A 22,921-nucleotide genomic window follows, 5' to 3' on the forward strand; every position below is an offset into this window, starting at 1 on the left:
TTAACCCTCCAAGTTTTTGCCAATTAAGCGCATTAAAAATATAGCGACTATATTTGCAATAATAACTGCAACTATGCCCCCTGCCGAACCGCCACCTACATCAAATTGAAGTAGTGATTGCGTGTAAATTAAGTACGTAATATTGGTCGACGAATAACCAGGGCCGCCACTAGTTGTAACTAATATTTCAGCAAAGATTGACAGTAAAAATATAGTTTCGATTAAAATAACAGCGGTTATAGCGCGCGATAAGTGCGGCAAAACGATGTAAAAAAACTTACTAAATGGCCCAGCTCCATCTAAATCAGCCGCTTCTAATTGTTCACGGTCTAATGATTGTATTGCTGTTAGCAGTATTAATGCTGCAAATGGTAACCACTGCCAAGACACAATTATGATGATTGAAAATAACGGCATTTGAGCAAAAAAGTCGATAGGTTCAAAGCCAAGCCAAATTGCAAAGTGTGCAAATAAGCCATTAACTGGGTTCATTAGCATATTTTTCCATACCAATGCCGACACAGTTGGCATTACAAAAAATGGGGCTAGTACCATAATGCGAACGTAATTTCGTCCCCATATTGCTTGGTCTAGTAAAATAGCTAAGCCAATACCACCACATATAGTGATAAGTAAAACCCCAGTTACTAGATAAAGCGTGTTAAAAAATGATTCAAAAAAAGCCGGATCAGTTAGGAAAAATTCATAGTTTAAAAAGCCTACAAACTCTTTATCCCCAGGAACGAGTAAGTTGTAATCAATAAATGAAAAATACAGTGTCATACACAGCGGAACTATCATCCAAGCAAGTAATAAAATTACACTAGGAAGAAGCATAAACCGAGCAAGCGTGCGCGAGTTAGTTGTTGCCATAAAGGTGACCTTAAAAAAGCCAATTCTATTTACTTGTTAACTATCAAGTGAAAATCAGAAACCCTTGATAGTGTTTATAACTAACAAGTAAATAGAATTGACATAAAATATTGGGTAAGTTTGAGTACTTACCCGCCCATTACATGCTATTTAGGATAGCGAGCTTTACGCATTGTTCGCTCAACGAGGTGCTGAGACGTACTAAGTGCTTGCTTAACGGTCATTTGGCCAGTTAATGCTGCTGAAAATTGTTGCCCAACAGCTGTACCAATTCCTTGAAACTCAGGAATAGCAACAAACTGAATACCTACATAAGGCACCGGTTTAACGGTTGGATTTTTAGGATCTGCAGATTGAATAGAATCTAAGGTAATTTGCGCAAACGGTGCTGCGTCCATGTACTTTTGATTACTGTAAAGTGATTTACGTGTACCTGGCGGTACTTTTGCCCAACCTTTTTTGTCGGCTACAAGTTGAGTGTATTCTTTAGATGTTGCCCAGCTAATAAATTTCATTGCGGCATCTGGTTTTTTGCTGCTTGCCGGTACGGCTAAAGTCCAAGACCATAACCAGTTACCGCGTTTACCTAGGCCATTATCTGGCGCAAGTGCAAACCCTACTTTATCGGCAACTTCTGAATCTTTTTTGTTAGTAACAAATGCGCCTGCAACGGTTGCATCAATCCAAATACCACATTTTCCGGTTTGAAATAGTGCAAGGTTTTCATTAAAACCGTTTGCAGATGAACCAGCAGGACCAGATTCTTTCATCACATCGACATAATACTGAAGGGTATTTTCCCACTCTGGGGTATTAAACTGAGGTTTCCAATTTTCATCAAACCAACGCGCACCAAACGAATTAGCCATGGATGTAATAAGCGCAACGTTTTCGCCCCAACCTGCTTTACCACGTAGACAAAGGCCATAAACACCTTCTTTTTTATCTGTCATCGCTTTAGCAGCTTTGCGTATAAAGTCCCATGTTGGGGCTTTAGGCATAGTCAGCCCTGCTTTTTCCATTAAGTCAGTGCGGTACATAACCATTGAGCTTTCGCCATAAAATGGCGCAGCATAAAGTTTGTCATTAATCGTTAAACCGCTTCGAATTGCCGGAATTAAATCGTCTAAATCGTAGTTTTCACCTAAATTATCCAGCTCTTTTAGCCAATTTTGCTTGCCCCAAATTGGTACTTCATAAGTACCTATGGTCATAACATCGTATTGGCCGCCTTTTGTTGCAACATCGGTTGTGACACGTTGGCGAAGAATGTTTTCCTCTAGAGTGACCCATTTTAGATCTATATCCGGGTTTTGGCTGGTAAAGTCACTGCTTAATTCTTTCATGGTGATCATGTCACCATTGTTAACAGTCGCTATTGTAATTGTTTCTTTTGCCGCAGCGCCCATGCTTATAAAGCCACACGCGAGCATAATTAATTTATTTTTCATCGGGTATTCCCCATACACGTTATGTTTTAACAAGTGCTATTAAATTTCAATCTATTACCAATTCTATTTATGGCAGTTTTAACGCATAAAACTGCCCGCAAAGTGCCTTTTTAGGTCCTTTGTTTAAATAGTTAGACTAGTTGGATAATGATTTAAAATTTAACAGATATTTCAGAAGTGAAGCCGTCAAATCCTTTACCGATTTGTCCGCCCGAATTAACACCTTCTTCTTGGTTAACATACTCAACTTTTAAAAGCGTTTTATCGTTAAACCAGTAACCTGCGGCTACTTGAATACGCTCTACTGTGTTGTCTGTTTGTTCAATTAAGTCGGAAGTGTTTTCGGCTTCTGCATAACGAGCCGCTACATATAGTTTTTTAGGGATTAGATATTGTTGTGCTTCAAACACGAAGTACTCAACCGATGAGTCGCCTTCTATTACACTGTTTGAATCAAAAGTAGTGCCATTTTCATCAGCTATGCCGTTTGTACCAAAGTAGGTAATACCGGCAACTGCATTACCAGCGGCATCTGCAAACGTGTAGTCATCAGATGATTTACCAACCATAAAAATTAAGCTAGTTTCGTCAGATGGTTGATAAGCTAAGTTAAGCTGGATGATTGATTGCTCAAGCCCTGGCATTGCGCCAACGTGAGTGTCACGCTCATTCGAAGGTGACGCTGAGAAATTATAGTTTTCACCATCGCCAAAGCGATAGTTTGTTGTGGTTACACCATCAAGACTTGCTACGCCATTTTCAAAACGTAACTGGTCGCCTTGATTCGCTTTTAATAAGTTTAAACCTGCTTTAAAGCCACCTTCAAATTCTAAAGTACCTTGAAGTCGGTAGTTATAACCTCTGTCTTCTTGAAATGCTTCACCGAAACTTGAAGTCGTAATGTGACCTGTGACATTATACGCACGTACTACACCACTATCGAAAGTTTCGCTGTAACTTAGCTGTGCACCGTTTTCTGCGGTTGCGTAATCGGTAATACCATTACCAATAAGAGCATTACTTTGGTTATCTGCGCCGTCTTGAAAACCTTTAAATTGAAAAGGCGATCCACCAATGTTACCTAAACGCAGTGTTAAATTTGCGTTTTCTTTTGGTGTGCCATAAAGGCCTAGTAAGTCAAATTCAACACCTGCAAAATCGTTGTGAAATGAAAAGTCACGATCTTCACCACCAAAGTCATTAGGCTCTTCTGCAATATCTATATCGGCAGTAATGAACTCGTTAATATGAAATTTAAGCATTAGATTTGCTCTAATACGGCCAAATCCTGATTCTTGTTCTTCATCTTCTGGACGAAATGCACCGTCTTTAGCCTGAATTGACTGAAAGTTTTGCATTAGTAAAAAGTCTACGTCAACGCGATCTAAATATTCAGAAATATCAGCCTGTGCTGGAGCCGATGTAGCCATAGCTGCCGCTATGAGAGAAATTGCAAATTTAGTCTTTTTATTATTCAACATAATAAGCTCTTTATTGAGTGTGGTGTGTGATGCCAACTTTATTAAATTGCATATTCATTTAATGAAATTGGTATTAATTCAGTGTGTATAGATGAGGCCAATTGAGCAAAACATTAAATAGTTAATGAAATTGCACTTGTGGGCATAAGCTCATCTGGTGAGCATAATCACAGAATGAATTTAGAAGGTCAACGATTTTTTATTACAAAACGTTTACAAAAAATCGAATTTATATGTAAATATTTTTGAATCAATAAGTTAAGTAGCAAATTTGTTACATCAAATTTTGAGGAAATAAGGTTCTGGATTAAGGAATTTGTTGTAGATACATCATTATTGCTCAATACAATTCATGTAAACATAAGTTAGTAGAAAATATAAAAGCAGGTGATCCTTTTAAAATAGGCTGTTGGTCAGACCTATAAACTGTTTATTTATTAGTGTTTTTTAAGTAACGTTCTTGAGCTTATGAAGGGGTTAGCTTAGTATTAAAGCACTTAGATGTATTCAAAATAGAAGTAACCTACATATGGAATTTGTTCGCCCGCTAGAGCCCATCCTCATCATTGACGATGTTAAAGAAATACGTGATTACCTAAACCAGATTTTAACCGAACTAGGTTATGAAGATATTTTAGAAAGTGTAGACTTTAGTTCAGCTAAACCGGTTATTGATGAAAAATCGCCTAATGTAATATTTTTAGATGTAGATTTACCTGACTCTGATGGCACAGATATCCTAGAGTTTATTAATATTACCTACCCTCACGCACACGTTGTAATGTGCTCTGGTCATAACAGTTTTGAAAATGTGCAAAACACGTGGGAGCTAGGTGCTAAAGGGTTTATTGCGAAACCATTTAATGCAAAAAAAGTAGACACCGTAATGAAGCGCCTCGAACTAATAGAATAATAATAAGGTTAGCATGCAAAGTACTGTTACTGCGATTATAGAAGATCTTTCGAGTGTTATATTTGGTAAACAACAACAAATAAAACTGGCACTTACATGCTTATTTAGCGAAGGGCATTTACTCATTGAAGATTTGCCAGGTATGGGGAAAACCACTCTTTCTCATGCATTGTCAGCTGTGTTAGGTTTATCGTATCAGCGTATACAATTTACCAGTGATCTTCTGCCAGCCGATATTTTGGGTACTAATGTATTTAACTCTACCGAGCACAGTTTTACGTTTCATAAAGGCCCTATTTTTAGCCAAGTTGTTTTAGCTGATGAAATAAACCGTGCTGGCCCTAAAACACAAAGTGCGTTGCTTGAAGCAATGGAAGAGCAACAAGTAACAGTTGATGGAAAAAAATATACGCTGCCAAATCCATTTTTTGTGATTGCAACACAAAACCCGCTTTATCAATCAGGTACCTACCCGTTACCTGAGTCGCAATTAGACCGATTTTTAATGCGCATTAGCTTAGGTTTTCCTCCTAAAGAAGCCGAAAAACGCTTAATTTTGAATATGCAAAAACGAGATTACAGTCAGTTACCTAAGCGTATTGACCAACAAGAGTTAGCGGCAATTCAAAGCCAAATAAACCAAATCACTTTAAGCAGCCCAGTTATTGACTACATCATAGAGCTTGTTAATTACACACGCACAAGCAACGCTTTTGCTGCATCGTTATCACCTCGAGCCAGTATGGCTCTGGCTAAAGCGGCTAGGTCGTGGGCCTTTATTGATGGTCGTGATTTTGTAATGCCAGAAGATGTTCAAGCCGTATTTGCAAGTGTGTGTCAGCATCGATTAGGTTTGCATAACGAGTCAGGTGAAGCACAAGTAAACAATATTTTAAAAAACGTTTTAGTTCCAGTATAAATTTTCATGCCAAAAAAAACAGCTAAGCGCCCTTCTTTATTTAAGTCATTTAAGCAAAGTGTATTTAATAAGTTATTAAAAAATAAACATTTAAAAAACTCAATTACACTTGAACACAGAACAATTTATGTATTGCCATCATCCCTAGGTTGGTACTTTGTAATTGTGGCAATTTTAAACTTTGTGATGGGCATTAATTATCAAAATAATTTAATTTTAATAATGTCTTATCTTATGTTTGTGGTGATGATTATTGCTGTATTAATGGGCTACAGTAACGCTAAAGGCTTAACAGTTAAATTTAAAGATGCATTTAGTAGCTACGCTCCTCAAAAACCGAGTATTGTATTTGAATTACAAAGCCCTTCTGTTACCCAATCTATTAATTTAACATATCAAGGTAGTGAGCAAACTCACAAACATACCGGCCAAGTTGATAGTAAACCTCAGTTACTTACACTCAACTTACCCTACAGCTCACGCGGTAAGTACTCAGTGCAACGTATTAAAATAGCGAGTAACTATCCCTTTGGCTTAATAACTGTTTGGAGCTACATTCAATTACAAGAAGGTGTATTTGTATATCCGTCGCTTGAACAAGTACACAGTGATGCGCATGTTTCTATGCTTGATGAGCAAGCCGATAAAGGTATTTCTACACAATCTGGTAGCGAAGAGTTTGAGTCTCTTATCCCACATTTACCAGAGATGGGCTTGCAAAGAGTGTCGTGGAAGCATTACGCAAAAACACAGCAGTTGTTAGTTAAAGAGTTTGTAGACTTTAAAACAGCAAATGCGCTTCTCGATTTTACGTTAATGAATGGAGATACAGAGCAGCGCTTAAGCCAGTTATGCTTTTTAGTGTGTGAAGCAACCGAAAAAAACACCCCTTTTATGTTAAAGCTACCGAATAAAACAATAAATACAAATACCGGACAGCAACATAAGCAGCAATGCTTAGAATTATTATGCTCATTTAATGGTGATGTGTAATGGACATACTTAAAAACGAAAAAGTAATAAATTATTCGCTGTCTTTTATATATGCATGTTTGATTGTATTTTTTGTATCACATTTACCGCTTGTTTTTGTTGGTGTACTTTCACTTATTTGTGCCTGGAATTTTTACATAACGCTGTGTAATAAACCAAAGCCAAATACTTGGCTGGCAAATATACTCGCAGGTGTGTCACTCGGTTTAATGCTCTACACAGTAGGCATGTCGGATACGGTTATTTTATTTGTGGCCATGCTGCTACTTGCTAGTTTATTTAAGCTGCTGCAGGCTAAAACCAAAAAACACTATCATGTAATTACAACGCTTACGTTTTTTTCACTCTCATCGGTGTATTTATTTAACCAAAGCATTTTAACGACTTTAACTGTAAGTAGTTTATACATATTAAACTTTGCAGTACTTGGCCTACTCGAGTCCAAACATAATTTAAAAATAGCCTCTAAACAAAGCGGTAAACTGCTACTTTTAGCGCTTCCTTTAGCTATATTTTTACTGCTTTTTTTACCAAAAATGCCCGCCTTTTGGCAGCTTCCTGGGCCTAAGCTTGCTAAAACAGGGCTTTCTGAACAAGTCGATCCATTCGATATTGCAAAGCTTTCAAACTCAGATGAACTTGTGTTTAGAGCTAAATTTAATGAAGAAAAACCTGTAGCGCCTTATTATTGGCGAGCAATAGTCCATGATGAGTTTAATGGCAATGCGTGGCTTACGTCTGACTTTTTAAAATATAATAATGTAAAAACAAATACGCAGAGCGAAAATGATGAGCAACTTATTGCAAGCTACTCAGTTATTACAGAGCCTGCTACACAAAAATGGCTCTATGGTTTAGCCTATTCCAGTAGTAACTCACAAAATGTTGAAGGTAATTCGCTAGGTTTATTACGTAAAAAAAGTCGCCAAGCTAAAAACTTACAATACGATGTAAATAGCTTTAACTTCACAACTTTACCGCTTGGCGAATTTGAAGAAAAACGCTACAAATACCTCGCTTATAAAAAGAATGTAAAAACATCATCACTTGCTAAAACCTTAAAGCAAAATACACACTCTGATCGCGATTTTTATAACCGCTTATTACAATACTTTGCAGGTACGGGATTTACTTACACATTAACTCCCACGCCTATGAGCGGCGATAACACCATAGATCAATTTTTATTTGAAAACCAACGTGGCTTTTGTGGCCACTATGCCAGTGCCGCCGCGTACATTTTTAGAACCGCAGGTATACCCGCTCGACTAGTAAGTGGCTATTTAGGCGGTGAATTAAACCAAGATAATAATACGCTCACTGTTCGCCAGTACGACGCACATGCATGGGTAGAAGTATATTTACAAAACGAAGGTTGGGTTATTTTTGATGCAACTGCTGTTGTCGCACCAGAGCGTTTAAATGGTTCACTTTCGCAAAACGAAGAGCTGAATGACGAATTTAAAAGTAACCTTGATTTTGGTTTCGTGAGTTTAAGTAGTTTCCCCGCTATTAATTGGTTAAGGTTAGAACTTGAAAATCTCGATTATCAATGGTCTAGCTGGGTACTTGGTTTTGACGAAGAAAAACAAAATGATTTTTTAAAATCAATTTTTGGTAGTAAAAACATTTGGCTTGTACCATTAATGGTTTTACTAACAGCTGGTTTTTGTTTTATAGGTTATTTTATTTATTTAAACTTACCAAAACGCCCAGCTAAATTAGCGCCTATGGTTAAAGAGTTTTATGAAGTAAAAGCATGGGCTAAAAAACAAAAAATAAATACACCCGATAATTTAACACCGAGTCAGCAGTTAGACTTTTTTGCTGGTCAACTTCCTCATTCTGCACAATCTATAAACACTTTTAGGCAGTTATTTAACCAAGTACGCTATGGTAAAAAACCTTTTACGAAAGAGCGTAAAACTCAGGCTAAAGATCTGATAAAATTAATTAAAATTTCCAAATAGAGAATACTATGAATGCTGTTGTTATAGGCGTTATTTTAATGCTCGGGCTATCTCTGGCTCGCGTTAACGTCATTGTTGCCATGATAATAAGCGCGTTAGTTGCAGGTCTTACTGCAGGCTTGGGTATAAAAGAAAGTGTTGATGCATTTAACTCTGGCCTTTCTGCCGGAGCTGAAATTGCACTAAGTTATGCCATGCTCGGCGCGTTTGCCGTTGCGATTTCTAAGTCGGGTTTAACACGCATTCTCGCTGATAAGTTACTTGCTAAAGTAAATGCTAAAGGCAGCGGGAATGAAACGTTTTTAAGTTACTTCATTTTATTAATTATTTTAGGTTGTGCGATTTCTTCGCAAAACTTAGTACCCGTACACATAGCGTTTATTCCTATTTTAATCCCGCCGTTACTCGTTGTTTTTAATCAGTTAAGATTAGACAGGCGTGCTATAGCGTGTATTTTAACATTTGGGTTAGCAACGTCTTACATGGTGCTACCTTATGGTTTTGGCGGTATTTATTTATACTCTATTTTGCACAAAAACCTGGTCGATAACGGCTTAGAGATTGTAAATACACAAGTTCCTATGGCGATGATAATTCCTGCATTAGGTATGTTTGTTGGATTACTTATTGCGGTATTTATTACCTACAGAAAACGTCGTGAATACACCGAGCTCCCATTAACAACTGTGAGTAAATCAGCTGAAGTAGAAAACCCTAGAAAAGTAATAATTGTCGGGCTTTTTGCAGTACTTGCCTCCCTTGTTGCACAAAACCTAAGTGGCTCAATGATTTTAGGTGGCTTAGTAGGTGTAATGATATTTAGTGTTTTCGGTGTAGTTAAGTGGGAAGAAAACGGCGACGTATTTAGTAAAGGCGTTGCGATGATGGCCATGATTGGCTTTATTATGATATCGGCACAAGGTTTTGCATCGGTTATGCAAGCCACTGGCGATGTAGCAAGCTTAGTACACAGCGCAGCCGCCCTTTTTGATGGTAATAAACCCCTTGCTGCCGGTGTTATTTTGTTAGTCGGGTTATTAATTACAATGGGAATTGGCAGTTCGTTTTCAACAGTGCCTATTATTGCAACTTTGTTTGTTCCTTTATGTTTAGACCTTGGCTTTTCTGTTATGGCTACCGCTGCACTTGTTGGTACTGCGGGCGCTTTAGGTGATGCAGGCTCCCCTGCTTCAGATTCAACGCTTGGCCCAACATCGGGTTTAAATGCCGATGGCCAGCACGACCATATTAGAGACTCTGTTATTCCAACGTTTATTCACTTTAACATTCCGCTGCTAATATTTGGCTGGATTGCAGCAATGGTGCTTTAAGATGTATTTATATAAGTGTTAATAAATGTGATTAAAAGCTAAATATAACTAAAAAGGTATATTAAAAGCATACCTTTTTAGTATCCAAATCCAGCAACTCACACCCCTATCAATTCCCCCCAGTTTGATTACTTTCTTTTAGTTAATACTAGCTCTGTTGTTGAGGTTATACTTAATGAATATTTAGTATGATGTGTTCTTTTACTGGTTTTATATAAGCACCAATTAAGGTGCTTATATAAATTTACTTTAGCGTATATTCAAAGCTTTAAGTTAATCAAAACCATAAATCATTTTGTCGCATACTACCGGAGTCGGTCTGTGGTTATCATCAACTGCAACAAACGTAAAGCTGCCACTAATGGCTGAATGCTTATCGTCTTTGTGCATAGTTTCTAATAATATATCTACATCAACTTTTAAGCTGGTGTTACCTACATGCACTACTTTAGCTATTAACTCTGCAAAAGTACCTGCTGGTATGGCCTCTTTAAAGTCGACTCTATCAGAAGATATAGTTACCAAAGGCTTACGGCAAAAACGAGTCGCTGCTATAAATGCCACTTCATCCATCCACGCCAGTGCATCACCACCAAATAAAGTATTGTGATGATTAGTACGCCCTGGAAACACGGTTTTAGTTACCGATGTGGTTGAGTCTTCAATACGCTGAGCAATTATTGCATCGCGATTTACGTCAGTCATAATCTCTACTTTTTGTTTGCTAATGTATCTTGCATTAGTAATGCTGGATCAAGGCGTTCGCCTTTCCAGTTAAAACGCCAATCTAGGTGAGGACCCGTTACACGCCCTGTTGCACCAATTTCAGCCACTTTGTTACCTTGCTCAATTTTATCACCCACTTTTACATCAAGCTTACTTAAGTGAATGTAAGTTGAGGTAATACCATGGCCATGATCAATAATTAATGTACCGCCTGAGTAGTATAAATCAGGTTCAGCAAATACCACGGCACCACTAATAGGCGCGTAAACAGGAGAGCCTGTTTTATTGGCAATGTCTAAGCCAAAGTGCGGACGACGTGGCTCGCCATTAAAATAGCGCTGACTGCCGTAAACACCCGATATGCGCCCTTCTGCAGGCTTTAAAACAGGGTCTAAAAAGTACAATAAATCAGACTCTACTTCTCTCGCTTTTCGCACAGCAACTGCTTCGCGGCTTATACGCGCACTAACCTCTTTTGGTGGAGATACATACTTTTTAGCTACGCCGGTAATTTTATCAATTTTATATTCGCGCTTAGTGATAGCTATTGATTGTGAATGCGATTTACCATTGTTATCTACCCATTTTAAAGTATGAGTAGTTTCAGCGTCACGCCCAAAACCAAATACAAAATCACCCTTTGGTGAAAGTTTTAAGCTTTTGCCATCTAAGCTTACTGATTTAGCGTTTTCTAGCTTTCCAGTAACTAAACCGCCTTGTGTTAAATGTCCTTTTAACTCAAGCGCCATAGCACTAAAGCTAGCAGAGGCAACAAGCGCTGTTGCTAAAAGTGTTTTAAACATAACTAATCGATCCTTTTCCAACACCTTCATAAGCGGTCACTTTCACTGCTTTTTCTGGGTATTGGGCTTTAATTTGGCCAGCTACATGTTCAGCAATACATTCTACAGTAGTATCTACTGGCAAAATGTCGCAACGAGACTCGCTAATAGCCATTTCAAAATAGCCTTGTGCCGATGTATAAGCAAAACATACATCACCAGCTTTGGCTGGTATGTGTTTTAAATCAGCTGCGTTAATTTGATCTTCACTGGTGGCTAAGTAAATATCTTCCCACTTTTGAGACCATTCTTTTTGCAAGCGCGGCATAGAGATACCATCTAGGCTAATACCAATTTGAGAACGATGCCCATGAATAATACGCTGGCAATTACCGTCATGCTTTTTAAGGCCATGGCTGTAATGATAGTAAAAACTTTGGCTATGTTCAGGCTTAAGAGACAGCTCAATTTTTTCAATGTTATCTGGTAGCTTCGGTAAAATAGTCGCAATTAAAAATTCGGTAACCGATTCAACAGTTACTTCGTCTGCGTTAATCATGCAATAAGCTTGATGAGGAGCGCTCATAGCTAAGTGATTATTTTCACCAAATGTACAGTCGAGTGTTTTATGCTCGTCAAATTCAGATACAGTGCCATTAAGCCCTGTAGGAATTGCTAAACGGTGATCAATACACTCATCTATAATGCCTTTAATTTGCTTTTTAACTAAACCAAAGTCTAAAACCATAGACTCTTCGTTAAGTTTACCGTGCAAAGTTAAATCAACAATCCAGCTCTCGCCAACGGCGCCGCGTTTGTTACATAAGTAAGAAAAATCAATCACAGTTAGTGAGTTAACAAAAAGGATCATAAACTTCCTTTAGACTGGTTATAAGACAGCGTTAATTATAATGATTTCTGATTGTAATTGCGCGGTTTTATAGTGCAAAAACCAATCGCGTTGATTGATTGATGATTTAATATGCAATATTTTGATTTTTTAACTGCTCCGAGTTGTTTAGCGTACAAGTGTACGCTAAAGTACTTGGCAATTTCTAAGCGAAGATAAGTGTTATGGAACCTAAAAATAGCTATACAAAAGAAGAGTTGATCCTGTGTGGTCAAGGTGAAATGTTTGGTGAAGGCAACTGCCGTTTGCCAAGTGACAACATGTTAATGATGGATCGCATTACCTCTATTACTGCTGATGGCGGTATTCATGGGAAAGGCGAAATTGTTGCTGAGCTTGATATTGACCCTAGCCTTTGGTTTTTCGATTGTCATTTTAAAGGCGACCCAGTAATGCCTGGTTGTTTAGGCTTAGATGCTATGTGGCAACTAGTTGGTTTTTACTTAGGTTGGTCTGGTGGCCCTGGTCTTGGCCGTGCGCTAGGTGTGGGTGAAGTTAAATTTACTGGCCAAATTTTACCAACTAATAAAAAAGTAACTTACCGCCTTGTAATGAAACGCGTAATTAAACGTAAATTGTTCATGGGCGTTGCAGATGGCACTGTAGAAGTAGATGGCCGAGTAATTTACGAAGCAAAAGATTTAAAAGTGGGCTTGTTCCAAGACACTAGCGCGTTTTAATTTTTAAATGCGTACAAAAAGGCCTCCAACGTGGAGGCCTTTTTGCTTAAATTCGATTATTGATTTTAGGTTTTGTACATGTTGCGGTTTTCAATCGCTTCACGCCAACCTCCTAACCACTCTGATTTGGGATCTACTTGTTGATAAGGGCATAGCTCTTTTGAGCGACCTGCTAAACCTGCTTTAAAACCTTGAGAATGAGCTCTTTCTAAACGATCTCTTTTCTGTCTCTTCATCGGTAATATCCTCACCTTTTTTATTTATATATTGTGTAGCATTAGTGAAATCTACATTTAATGAATAGTTAATAAAAATGTAAAATTCAAATCATAAAAGCAATTAAATTGTTTGACTTTAACTAAGCTGCTGATGCAAAAATGAATTAACATTTAAAAAAGTAAGTGGTCATACAACATTCAATTTGACCGGTTTTATGCTAAATAAAATGCGACTCAATAATCGCTAAAAAGCACTTATGTGCTTTAATTGTGACCGACTAATATAGACTAAGTTCCAAACAAAAATGTAATCGTGACACTTTTATTTCATTAATCTTAAATTAGTAGCCCGCCCCTAACTTGAAGTATTTTTAAACAATTTGAATTTATACTTGATTATTTAAAGTCGATCGGTCTAATATAAGCTCATGAACAAAAATACATCAACACCAATACGCCGTGGTCGCCCACCTAAAATAGCCAGAGAGAACGCCGATACCAAAGCGTTACTTATTCGCACGGGCCTAGAAACCTTAACTGAATTTGGCTTTAGCGCCACGGGGCTCGATACTATTTTAAAAAAAGCGGCTGTACCTAAAGGCTCTTTTTATCATTACTTTAAAAGTAAAGAAGCCTACGGCATTGCGTTAGTTGATGCATACGACAGTTATTTTATTGCCAAGCTTACCCATTACCTACAGCAAGAAGATGTTCCCCCACTTGAACGAATCGTTAATTTTACCCAAAGCGCAATTAAAGGGATGAAAAAATACGATTACAAACGTGGCTGTTTAGTCGGTAACTTAAATCAAGAACTTAACCATTTAAGTGAAGAGTTTAAAATCAGATTAATGCAAAGCTACACTACTTGGCAAAACCAGGTAGAGGTTTGCTTAAACCAAGCTAAGCAACAAGGCACTATTGCAAGCCATGTAAATACAAAACTTATGAGTGAGTACTTTTGGATTGGTTGGGAAGGTGCGGTAATGCGCGCCAAGCTCACAAAATCAAATACTCCACTTACTTTGTATACAGAAATGTTTTTACGCGCATTATTAACCTAATGCGTTTTTACTTACCAATTAAAAGACGATCGGTCTAAAAGGATATCCTATGAGTAACCCAATTAAAGCCATTGTTATTAATAAAGAAGATAATAACTATAGCGCTTCATTATCAACTATCGAAAATAGTGATTTACCAAACGAAAACGTATCTATCGACGTGCTATTCAGCACACTTAACTATAAAGATGGTTTAGCAATTACTGGTAAAGGCCCCGTTGTACGCAGTTTTCCTATGGTGCCAGGTATTGATTTAGTGGGTACGGTTACAAATTCCACCAGCGATGAATTTAAAAACGGCGATAACGTAATATTAAATGGCTTTGGTGTAGGTGAAAAAAATTGGGGCGGGCTTGCTCAAAAAGCGGCACTTAATAGCGATTGGTTAATCCCCTTGCCTGCAGGTATTTCACCAAAACAAGCAATGCAAATAGGCACTGCGGGTTATACCGCTATGCTAAGTGTTATAGCACTTGAAAAACAAGGTATTACGCCTGAATCTGGCGAAATACTGGTAACCGGTGCCAATGGTGGCGTAGGCAGCTTTGCTATTTATTTATTAAACCAGCTTGGTTACAACGTAACAGCAGCAACAGGTCGATTAGATCAAAGTGAGTATTTAAAAGAGTTAGGTGCTAAACATGTAATTGACAGAAACGAGCTTTCAAACCCTGGTAAGCCTTTACAAAAAGAGCGCTTTGCAGCGGCAATAGATTCTGTAGGTAGCCATACACTTGCCAATATTTGTGCATCATTAAAATATGGGGGTGTAGTAACCGCCTGCGGACTTGCCCAAGGCATGGATTTACCTGCCTCAGTTGCCCCATTTATATTACGTGGTGTGTCACTAATAGGCATTGATAGCGTAATGCGCCCTAAAGCCGACAGAATTGAAGCGTGGGATCGTTTAGCTAAATTAGTAAACGCTGATTACTTAAATAAAATTTCGACTGAAATTTCACTAGAACACGCCATTGATAACGCAGAGCTACTTATGCAAGGCAAAATTCGCGGTCGTGTTGTAGTTAATTGTCAAAGTTAAGCTATTTACACTGTTAAAGCCCCGTTATTAAATTTATAATGCAATTTGTATTTTAATAACGAGGCAACACCTATGAGCAACCAAGAACTTTTCAGTAATAACCCACTGCAAGGCGTTAAATTAGAACAAGTGGTTGAAGAGCTGGTTGAACAATACGGGTGGGAGCTCCTACACGCTTATTTACAACTTAACTGCTTTAAAAACAATCCTGATATAAAGTCAGCGGTTAAATTTTTACGTAAAACACAATGGGCACAAGAAAAAGTAGATAACTTTTACCTTTATCGCCTTAAAAACTTACCTAAGCCTGATGATGTTCAATACGAATTACCGCCACGCGATCGCGTGATCCCAGCTGATCATAAACCGGGGGAGCCGTGTGAACTTAGTTTTGTTGATGCTAAACGTATTATAGAAAAAAAAGCATCAAAGCAACGTGCTCGCGATCGTAAACAACGCTCTAATTCTAGTAACCCTTGGGGTAACTAAACACGCTAATTTAATTTTGTAGAGCTATTTTAAATGGCTCTACAATTCTCTTTTATTAATTTTTATTACATCCACACCATATAGCTAACAAATAGAAATCAATACCCTCGGTTTTTCCAAAAATCTGTTTCAGTACGCTCTGCCTCTAATGCCACCTTAAAAGTTTTATCAGCAATAATTTTCCCATTTAGCTCAATAGTCATACGCCAATCACCCAATTTATTCTCTATTGGCAACCAAAGCGTGTCGCCTAAATAAAAGTTCCAATCACTGTTTTTAACGTATACATCGCCTTCAAAGGGGTCCATTACATCACCTTCACTGTCTGGAATATCTGGATGGTATATACAATAGTGAAGCTTTTCGCCTTTACCCTTTTTAATATTTACGATTAAGCCAAACTCAACATCTACCTCAGCTATTACATTTGTTGTAAATTGCTCTATTTGTGGCAATGCTTTACTTTCGCTGTCCCACTTAGAGTAAATACCGTGACTTTGTAACGTCACTTCAGGTTTTGTTTTAGCCATTAAGGTAACCTTTTATATTAGCTATTTTTGCATTAGTTTAACTTTTTGAAATTTTAAAATAAAACACAATCCAATAAAGTTAAATCTCAACTTAGCTTTAATACTTCGCCTATTTACATCATTGCTAATTTGTCATCATTGTTTACACACTATTTGCACAATTGCTGATTATTGTTTGAGTAACTTAATTGATCAGGTATGCAGCAATGAAACTACACGCAGTTAATATTAAAAACTCAAATCGGGTAAATGCTATAAAGCTAAGCACCTTGGCTCTAGTTGTTTCATCGTTAGTTGCTTGTGGAGCTGGAGAAGGCATAGTTGATACCTCAACAACTACAGATTCATCACCAACCACCTCAGATAACGGTACAGGTACGAGTAGCTCAACCCAAGGCGTGCTTTGTGAATATAGCTACAGTGAATATAACGAGTCAGAATCAGTACAAGCCACCAGCGCTGCAGATTGGTCATGCACAGGAACTACACGCGACTTAGTCGCTAATGGCATACCTGATCACGAAGTAGGTACATTCCCTAATGCCGATAACCCAAATACTATTTCTGAACAATCAGTGAATGAAAGCTACACACTTGAGCCTGTAGAAACAACACAAGCAACCATGCTTGGGGGGCCTCGTGGAATGATAGGCGTTGTACTTAACGGCATTAAAATAGACGCCGGCACAGGCGGAAGTTGCGATGATTCAGGCACCGATTGTGATTTAGGCGACAACAGCGGTAATTGGAATATAGAAGCTTTAAGCCAAGACACGTTTAGTTTTGGAACAGACGACAACAATGCACACGTACAACCCGATGGCACATATCACTATCATGGTATGCCTGAAGGCTTTGTAATACTGCGAGGTGGTAATAGCTCAACTATGACTCTAATAGGCTGGGCAGCAGACGGTTTTCCTATTTATGCACGTTACGGCTATTCAGACTCAAATGATGCAACTTCAGCGCTAACAGTAATGACCGGTAGCTACCAACACATAACATCTGTAAGCGCAAACCGCCCTTCTACCGATATATACCCATTAGGTACATTTGCACAAGATTGGGAATACGTAGCAGGCTCTGGTGATTTAGATGAATGTAATGGCCGCGTTGGCGTAACACCTGAGTTTCCTGATGGGATATACCACTACTACGCAACAGACACTTACCCGTTTTTTCAACGCTGCGTTAAAGGCGAAGTTTAGTTAGGAGTAAGCTATGCCTTACATAAAAAAATGTCTATTAAGTATGGTTACGTTAGGTTTATTGAGCACACCAACCTTAGCAAACGCGCATTTAATGGTTGCAGAACACGGAACATTAAACTTTGTAGATAATAACGTGTTTATTGTGCTTTCAATCCCTATGTCAGCTTTTAAAGGGGTTGATGAAAACAAGGATGGCAAAGTGTCAATAATTGAGTTTAACGCTCATAAAAAGCTAATAACTAAGCGAATTAAAAAGAACGTTTATTTAGCGGATCATCAATATAAATTTACTATTGACGGACTTTTGCTAAACCCAGAAGCGTCTCATACACATAAAAACGACAATTTAGACCAAGTAACCATTACTGGGCGCTACTCTTTGCCTAGTAAACTAACCAAGGTTAACTTTAACGTTAAGCTATTTAGTAACAATGAGCACAAGCAGCACTATCAAATTACAGCGACTAATAAAACGCAAAAGCTAACTCACCAATTTGAGCTATCACCAACGTCGCCCTTTAGTAAGGTGTTTTATAATTAGTAATACTGACCTAAATAATTAAGTGGCAAAGAGTACAAGGTAAACCAATTTGTGCTCTTTTTATCTTTGTCTTCTTATTTAACACTCTTTAGTGAAGGGTTCTTTCTATAAATGTACAAGCTTGGGGTTTTTAGGAAAGTAATGCTCTTGTTGCTGCTCACATAAACTAAACTCACGTGTGTTTTTATATGGGAGTTTCATAAAGCCCGCAACACCCACGTCCGTAATATTTACCGCGTATTGCATAAGTTTATTAAGTAAACGTTTAAACTCAACTTCTTTAGTCGAATCCAATAATCGGTAGTAATGGTGAATCTTCATTCTGTCGGGCAGTGCTTCAAAAATAATACACCCTGTATGATGAATTTGGTTAAGCTCAAATACACATTTAATAACTTTTTTAGGTAGCTGTAGTTGCTCATCAGGGTCTTTACCGTCTTCAAAGTATGAATGCGGGCGGGTTATGTCGTTTGCTTTCATGCTTACAACTTCGTATTCAAGCTCTGGTAGGCTATCAAACTTAAATGCACCGGTGCCATCTCGCTCTAACTGAATAGTTTTACGGGCATCAAACAAACAACACTTAAATAACCCTTTTTGATTAATCGCTTGCGCAAGCATTACCGTGTTATTAATCGCATCGCTAAACGCATCACCCAATGATTCGTCATGCATAATTAAAGACGATTCAACAAACATCGACTCATCCTTCCAATGAAAACTAAGCCCACCTACTACAGGATACTTAGCTAATCGGCTTATCGATGCCAAAAATGCTTTTTCGGTATCGCCTGTATCAAACAAAAACTCTTTATAATAGCGGTCAAGTTGCGCGTCGTTTATATCTAGTAATTGCTGGTTATGATCGGCCTGGCGTAAAAACTGTTTTCGTGAACTATATACCACCGTGTCGGGCTGCTCGTCGTTGCCATACCAAAAAGGGATATCTGCTTTTTTTTGTTTTTTATCAAGTTCAGGTAAATACATTTTGGCCATAGTTGTAATGTTACGCATAAAGTAATCACCAGCACCATCGCGTATGGCTTTACTTTTAGAGAGCATACCATCAATAACTTTAGCCAGCTCTTTTGGGAGACCTAAGCTGCTTGCAGGGATGGCTTGTGCTCCAAAGCGACACGACTGCGCCGACGCTAGCGCATACAGCGTGGCGGCTACACCTTGTTCGTCAAATCGTGGGGATGACTGCTCCCCCGACATTTGCGCTTCACCAATAAAGTACACATCGCCCATACGAGCATTAGTTGTGCTTAAATCGCCCGACATTAAATCCATAAAGTTACTCGCAACAGGGTTACCATCACTATCGAGCTGTGCATACACAGAGCTGCCCCAATCCACTAACGACAGCGCATCAGTGTTTGCATCCCAAACAAGGTTTGAAGGTTTTATATCGCCATGCACTATAGGTTGTGGGCTAACGCCATTTTTGTGGCTACGTAAATCAATTAATACATTACGTAACCTAACAGCTAACGCCATTATTTGCGCGGCACTAAAGCGCCCTGTTTTAAGCGATACTTTTTCAAGGTCCTCTCCAATGGCGCGCGCCATCATTAAAATCCCTTGTTTTTTAATTCGCTCAAACGCATAAAAGGTAGGCACTAAGGGGTTATTAATTTGCGAAAGCATATACGCTTCGTCTTCTAGGCGGTCGCGTACACTTTGGGCAAGTGTAATACGCGAAAACTTAAATACCCAAGGTAAGCCGTTATCGTCATCACCTGCAAACACAAAACCAAAAGCACCCGAGCCAATCATTTCAACGTTTTTGTAGCCCAGCAGTGTTAGCTGCTTAATACAAATATTAAGCCACTGGCGGTGTTTTTTAGCATCGCGGTGCGAAAGCAAATAAACAGATTGCTCTTCGTTGATATAAAAATTGCGGATTTCTTTGGCTTTCAATACAGGTACTCAAACTTATAAAACTAACCAATTATTAGTTTTATGTAATGAGATTACAATAGGTTAAATAAGAGTTTTGAAATCGTGGAATAAAACAGCGCTAAAGTAGCGCCATAGCAGTAAATTTAAGTGTAAACGTTAAAGCTCAAAGTAAGCTTTTTACAATGCACTGTATATAAACACAGTCCATTGCTTTTTGCTAACTTTCTATAACACGAAGCTGCTTAATTGATGACACAGCTATGTGCGTTTAATAATAATATTTATTAGTGGCTCTACCACGGCTCGTAAAATCGATAGTTACTCGTTTAGCTTCGCCTGTTACTTCTATTGTTTTATCAATAAAAAAGGTGTCTGCTGGTTGTCCGTATTTACTTTGAAGCTCTGCTAGCACATTGGGCTGTATTGATACCGTAATAGAACGCCTGTCACGATAATCAGTTTCGGTATTTAAATACAACCAACTCCCCTGAGCCCCCGCCGCTTTAATATGAAACTGATAAGTGCCAGCAACACCCTTTGGTGCACTTTGCTCAGTTAAAGCGATAAGGTTCATATTTGCAGCCGTACTTTGGCTCATTTCAATTTTATGGGGAACAGAACTACATGCACTAAGCGTTAGCACACTTAGTAAGGCTAGATATTTCAAGACACAATTAGTTAGCAGGTATTAAGGCGCATTGCGCTGAGAAGGATCTGTTTTAAAGCTTTTTAGCAAACTTTGTGGGTCAACCACCTCGGTATGCTCTTTAGCAGCCTGCGCCCACCATATTAGTTGGCCAAACGTGCGTGAGAAATAATTAAACCACGATGATTGACTCTCTCCTGCAACAGGTTTGCCATCCTCACTAAACACATCTTGCGCTTTTGGCACGTGGATCATCGCCGATACCGGCAAACAGCCAAGTTCAGATAAAAAAGTACGCATGCTAATGGCCGCTCTTACGCCACCCCACTGTCCTGCTGAGTAAGTTACTATTGCACTTGGTTTATACGAAAATAGTGAGCTACCAAAATGATTAAGTAAGTCAGCGAGAGCTGGACTCATGCTGTGATTGTACTCAGGGCTAATCATTATATATCCATCTGCGGCTTTAATTTTATCAGCTAATAGAGTGAGCTCTGTAGGTGCATTACTTTTAGCATATGCAAAGTGCGGTTTAAATACGTTTTCGCTAGGAAAGTCCAACGCATCAATTAGCTCAAACTCATGATCGCCAAAATGCTCTGTTAAGCATTCTATACAAGCCCTAGAAACCCTTAAGCCTAAGCGAGCTGGTTTTGGTGGAGTGCTATCGCGTACTGTGCCTAAAAATACTAAAAACTTCATATGTAATTCTCAACTTTTTTAAACGATAGCTAAACACTAACATTTTTTAGTTATTGTGTATTACACATACGCATTGTTTATTGATTCAAAGCATAATAATAATTAAATTTAAAACTGAGCTTTAGTAACCATTGGTCTGTTGATCTTTGTGGATTAAAACTAGCTAGTGAGTCAAGTAAGCCATAAGGGTAATCAGTGCAACATAAAAACCAAAACCTACTAAGAAGGTTAAGTCGACTCTTCTAGCTTTACTCGCTTTATAAAATGCAAAATCTTTAAACTCGCTTTTATACAGCCCAAACGTAACCACTTTTAATAGTAGCCAACCGGTCGAGTAAAATAAAAAGCTCAAGCCAGTATCAACTATTAGCCAAATAAAAATCTCAAATGCAATACTCATTAACTATGTCCATTAGTTTGTAATAGAAAAAACTATATCAGCTATGTGTTTAAAATACAGCCGGATTAGTTAATTAAGGTGTAACAGTAAATTTCGTTAAACCTATTAACTGACCTGATTCAGTGACTACTTTTACCTGCCACTTACCAACAGAGTCGCTAGGAAAATTTACCTTGTGGGTCCATGCTCTGTAACCAAGCTCTCTCCCGCCGTTTATATTTAACGTGATCCGATCAACTTCCTTTTTATTATGAAGCCACACATGAAATATTTTTTCATTTAAGCCTCTTGGTGCTTTAACAGCAGTCCAACTATATAAACCTTGATGATGCAGTGTATAAGAGTCTAACTGTTTAACACTCCCTACTGGCTTTTTATGTTGTAAATCAACTTCATGAGCTAACGTAATATCGGTTAATCGCAGCGCTGCAGGAGGCACATAGCTTCTTAATTGCCACACAGCAGTGCTCAAAGCACATAAAATAAATACAAGAATAGGAAAACGCCACCAGCGCGCATTAGGCATTAAATTGTTTAAACTCGGTAGAGTAACCACTACAGCCGTTACAAGGGCTGCGGCTAAGCTTTGGCTCGTTGTAAGGTTTAACAAAATAGGTAAGGTAACAAGTAAAACAACAAATAAAGCAAAGTTATGAAACACACTAAATAACGTACGGTTTTTAGCAAGCTTCTTATAATAAAAGGGGTCGATTACCGATATAACCGCACATAACACAATGAGGGAGGTAAAAAATGCTTGAGGATGGTCCCACTGTGTAACCGCTAAAAAAAACGGCAAAGCAAAAAATAGACTTTCTTGTTGCACCATTTGTAGCGCAAAACGCATTACATTAGGAGATACAGCCACACCAAATTTTTCTTCTACTTTGTCTCGTAGCCAATTATCAATAATTAGCCACAACCAACTAATAAGTAAAAATATCGCAATAACTTGCGAAAAAGACTCTTTTCTATCTACAAGTGCAAAGCTGGCAACGCCCGACAAAAACGCCAACACAGCCAATAATCCAGGCCGCTTTTGCATCGCGCTTATAAATTTAGCGATTATATTTTTACAGTAATCCATGTATGAGAGTTTCCGTACGGGTACGTACTTTATTATTTTTATTCAGAGTATGAT

General features: G+C 38.3%; 24 protein-coding genes. 11 read left to right on the forward strand and 13 right to left on the reverse strand.

Annotation, left to right across the window (positions count from 1 at the left end):
• From D172_RS08790 to D172_RS08800, 3 genes are all read right to left on the reverse strand, one after another.
• Nucleotides 1–873, reverse strand: a complete 873-nt coding sequence (locus tag D172_RS08790) for a carbohydrate ABC transporter permease (RefSeq protein ID WP_007377153.1) — start codon at nucleotides 871–873, stop codon at nucleotides 1–3.
• 146 nt (nucleotides 874–1,019) lie between these two features.
• Complete coding sequence (locus tag D172_RS08795; protein WP_007377152.1) at nucleotides 1,020–2,324, reverse strand: ABC transporter substrate-binding protein; 1,305 nt, start codon at nucleotides 2,322–2,324, stop codon at nucleotides 1,020–1,022.
• Between the two features lie 152 nt (nucleotides 2,325–2,476).
• Nucleotides 2,477–3,805 (reverse strand): hypothetical protein, encoded by a 1,329-nt coding sequence (locus D172_RS08800; protein WP_007377151.1) that lies wholly within the window; start codon nucleotides 3,803–3,805, stop codon nucleotides 2,477–2,479.
• 529 nt (nucleotides 3,806–4,334) lie between these two features.
• On the opposite strand from D172_RS08800, the gene D172_RS08805 reads away from it, so the two are divergent.
• The 5 genes from D172_RS08805 to D172_RS08825 are packed head-to-tail and all read left to right on the forward strand — an operon-like array spanning nucleotide 4,335 to nucleotide 9,931.
• On the forward strand, nucleotides 4,335–4,718 hold the full coding sequence (locus D172_RS08805) for a response regulator (RefSeq protein ID WP_007377149.1): 384 nt from the start codon (nucleotides 4,335–4,337) through the stop codon (nucleotides 4,716–4,718).
• 13 nt (nucleotides 4,719–4,731) lie between these two features.
• On the forward strand, nucleotides 4,732–5,637 hold the full coding sequence (locus tag D172_RS08810; protein WP_007377148.1) for an AAA family ATPase: 906 nt from the start codon (nucleotides 4,732–4,734) through the stop codon (nucleotides 5,635–5,637).
• A gap of 6 nt (nucleotides 5,638–5,643) precedes the next feature.
• The gene (locus D172_RS08815; protein ID WP_007377147.1) at nucleotides 5,644–6,630 is read left to right on the forward strand and encodes a DUF58 domain-containing protein; all 987 of its coding nucleotides are present in this window, start codon (nucleotides 5,644–5,646) and stop codon (nucleotides 6,628–6,630) included.
• Complete coding sequence (locus D172_RS08820) at nucleotides 6,630–8,600, forward strand: transglutaminaseTgpA domain-containing protein (protein WP_007377146.1); 1,971 nt, start codon at nucleotides 6,630–6,632, stop codon at nucleotides 8,598–8,600. The genes D172_RS08815 and D172_RS08820 overlap by 1 nt, the downstream gene beginning before the upstream one ends.
• Nucleotides 8,601–8,608: 8 nt before the next feature.
• Nucleotides 8,609–9,931: a Na+/H+ antiporter family protein gene (locus D172_RS08825; RefSeq protein WP_007377145.1), complete on the forward strand. Its 1,323-nt coding sequence runs from the start codon at nucleotides 8,609–8,611 to the stop codon at nucleotides 9,929–9,931.
• Nucleotides 9,932–10,204: 273 nt separating this feature from the next.
• Here the strand turns inward: D172_RS08825 and D172_RS08830 are convergent, their stop codons facing one another.
• Genes D172_RS08830 through D172_RS08840 form a run of 3 tightly spaced genes read right to left on the reverse strand, consistent with a single transcriptional unit; the run spans nucleotide 10,205 to nucleotide 12,310 of the window.
• Nucleotides 10,205–10,636, reverse strand: a complete 432-nt coding sequence (locus D172_RS08830; RefSeq protein ID WP_002960891.1) for an acyl-CoA thioesterase — start codon at nucleotides 10,634–10,636, stop codon at nucleotides 10,205–10,207.
• Nucleotides 10,637–10,641: 5 nt separating this feature from the next.
• Nucleotides 10,642–11,460, reverse strand: coding sequence for a M23 family metallopeptidase (locus tag D172_RS08835; protein WP_007377144.1), 819 nt, complete (start codon nucleotides 11,458–11,460; stop codon nucleotides 10,642–10,644).
• Nucleotides 11,453–12,310 (reverse strand): 6-carboxytetrahydropterin synthase, encoded by an 858-nt coding sequence (locus D172_RS08840; RefSeq protein WP_002960893.1) that lies wholly within the window; start codon nucleotides 12,308–12,310, stop codon nucleotides 11,453–11,455. Before D172_RS08840 ends, D172_RS08835 begins: the two co-directional genes overlap by 8 nt.
• A 203-nt stretch (nucleotides 12,311–12,513) precedes the next feature.
• Here D172_RS08840 and fabA point away from each other — a divergent pair, with 203 nt between their 5' ends.
• Nucleotides 12,514–13,029, forward strand: coding sequence for a bifunctional 3-hydroxydecanoyl-ACP dehydratase/trans-2-decenoyl-ACP isomerase (gene fabA / locus D172_RS08845; protein ID WP_002960896.1), 516 nt, complete (start codon nucleotides 12,514–12,516; stop codon nucleotides 13,027–13,029).
• 65 nt (nucleotides 13,030–13,094) lie between these two features.
• On the opposite strand, the gene rmf is transcribed toward fabA, so the two are convergent.
• Nucleotides 13,095–13,265 carry a ribosome modulation factor gene (gene rmf / locus D172_RS08850; protein WP_002960897.1) on the reverse strand — a complete coding sequence of 57 codons (171 nt, stop codon included), beginning with the start codon at nucleotides 13,263–13,265 and terminating at the stop codon, nucleotides 13,095–13,097.
• 410 nt (nucleotides 13,266–13,675) lie between these two features.
• Here rmf and D172_RS08855 point away from each other — a divergent pair, with 410 nt between their 5' ends.
• From D172_RS08855 to D172_RS08865, 3 genes are all read left to right on the forward strand, one after another.
• A complete protein-coding gene (locus D172_RS08855; RefSeq protein WP_007377143.1) occupies nucleotides 13,676–14,311 on the forward strand; it encodes a TetR/AcrR family transcriptional regulator in 636 nt (211 codons plus the stop codon).
• A 49-nt stretch (nucleotides 14,312–14,360) separates the two neighbouring features.
• The gene (locus D172_RS08860) at nucleotides 14,361–15,353 is read left to right on the forward strand and encodes an MDR family oxidoreductase (RefSeq protein ID WP_007377142.1); all 993 of its coding nucleotides are present in this window, start codon (nucleotides 14,361–14,363) and stop codon (nucleotides 15,351–15,353) included.
• Between the two features lie 72 nt (nucleotides 15,354–15,425).
• A complete protein-coding gene (locus D172_RS08865; protein WP_007377141.1) occupies nucleotides 15,426–15,842 on the forward strand; it encodes a VF530 family DNA-binding protein in 417 nt (138 codons plus the stop codon).
• A 98-nt stretch (nucleotides 15,843–15,940) separates the two neighbouring features.
• Here D172_RS08865 and D172_RS08870 read toward each other — a convergent pair whose 3' ends face one another.
• Nucleotides 15,941–16,372: a DUF3859 domain-containing protein gene (locus D172_RS08870; protein ID WP_007377140.1), complete on the reverse strand. Its 432-nt coding sequence runs from the start codon at nucleotides 16,370–16,372 to the stop codon at nucleotides 15,941–15,943.
• 206 nt (nucleotides 16,373–16,578) lie between these two features.
• On the opposite strand from D172_RS08870, the gene D172_RS08875 reads away from it, so the two are divergent.
• Complete coding sequence (locus tag D172_RS08875; RefSeq protein WP_007377139.1) at nucleotides 16,579–17,583, forward strand: YHYH protein; 1,005 nt, start codon at nucleotides 16,579–16,581, stop codon at nucleotides 17,581–17,583.
• A 13-nt stretch (nucleotides 17,584–17,596) separates the two neighbouring features.
• On the forward strand, nucleotides 17,597–18,127 hold the full coding sequence (locus tag D172_RS08880) for a hypothetical protein (RefSeq protein ID WP_007377138.1): 531 nt from the start codon (nucleotides 17,597–17,599) through the stop codon (nucleotides 18,125–18,127).
• Between the two features lie 105 nt (nucleotides 18,128–18,232).
• Here the strand turns inward: D172_RS08880 and D172_RS08885 are convergent, their stop codons facing one another.
• The 5 genes from D172_RS08885 to D172_RS08905 form a co-directional block, all read right to left on the reverse strand.
• Nucleotides 18,233–20,050, reverse strand: coding sequence for a protein kinase domain-containing protein (locus tag D172_RS08885; protein ID WP_007377137.1), 1,818 nt, complete (start codon nucleotides 20,048–20,050; stop codon nucleotides 18,233–18,235).
• A gap of 250 nt (nucleotides 20,051–20,300) precedes the next feature.
• On the reverse strand, nucleotides 20,301–20,699 hold the full coding sequence (locus D172_RS08890) for a hypothetical protein (RefSeq protein ID WP_050554131.1): 399 nt from the start codon (nucleotides 20,697–20,699) through the stop codon (nucleotides 20,301–20,303).
• 21 nt (nucleotides 20,700–20,720) lie between these two features.
• Nucleotides 20,721–21,380 (reverse strand): NADPH-dependent FMN reductase, encoded by a 660-nt coding sequence (locus tag D172_RS08895; protein ID WP_007377135.1) that lies wholly within the window; start codon nucleotides 21,378–21,380, stop codon nucleotides 20,721–20,723.
• Nucleotides 21,381–21,543: 163 nt separating this feature from the next.
• Complete coding sequence (locus tag D172_RS08900; protein WP_007377134.1) at nucleotides 21,544–21,780, reverse strand: hypothetical protein; 237 nt, start codon at nucleotides 21,778–21,780, stop codon at nucleotides 21,544–21,546.
• Between the two features lie 73 nt (nucleotides 21,781–21,853).
• Complete coding sequence (locus tag D172_RS08905) at nucleotides 21,854–22,867, reverse strand: DUF5924 family protein (RefSeq protein WP_007377133.1); 1,014 nt, start codon at nucleotides 22,865–22,867, stop codon at nucleotides 21,854–21,856.
• Nucleotides 22,868–22,921 lie beyond the last annotated feature (54 nt).

This window comes from Pseudoalteromonas sp. Bsw20308 (assembly GCF_000310105.2).
GTDB lineage: Bacteria > Pseudomonadota > Gammaproteobacteria > Enterobacterales > Alteromonadaceae > Pseudoalteromonas > Pseudoalteromonas fuliginea.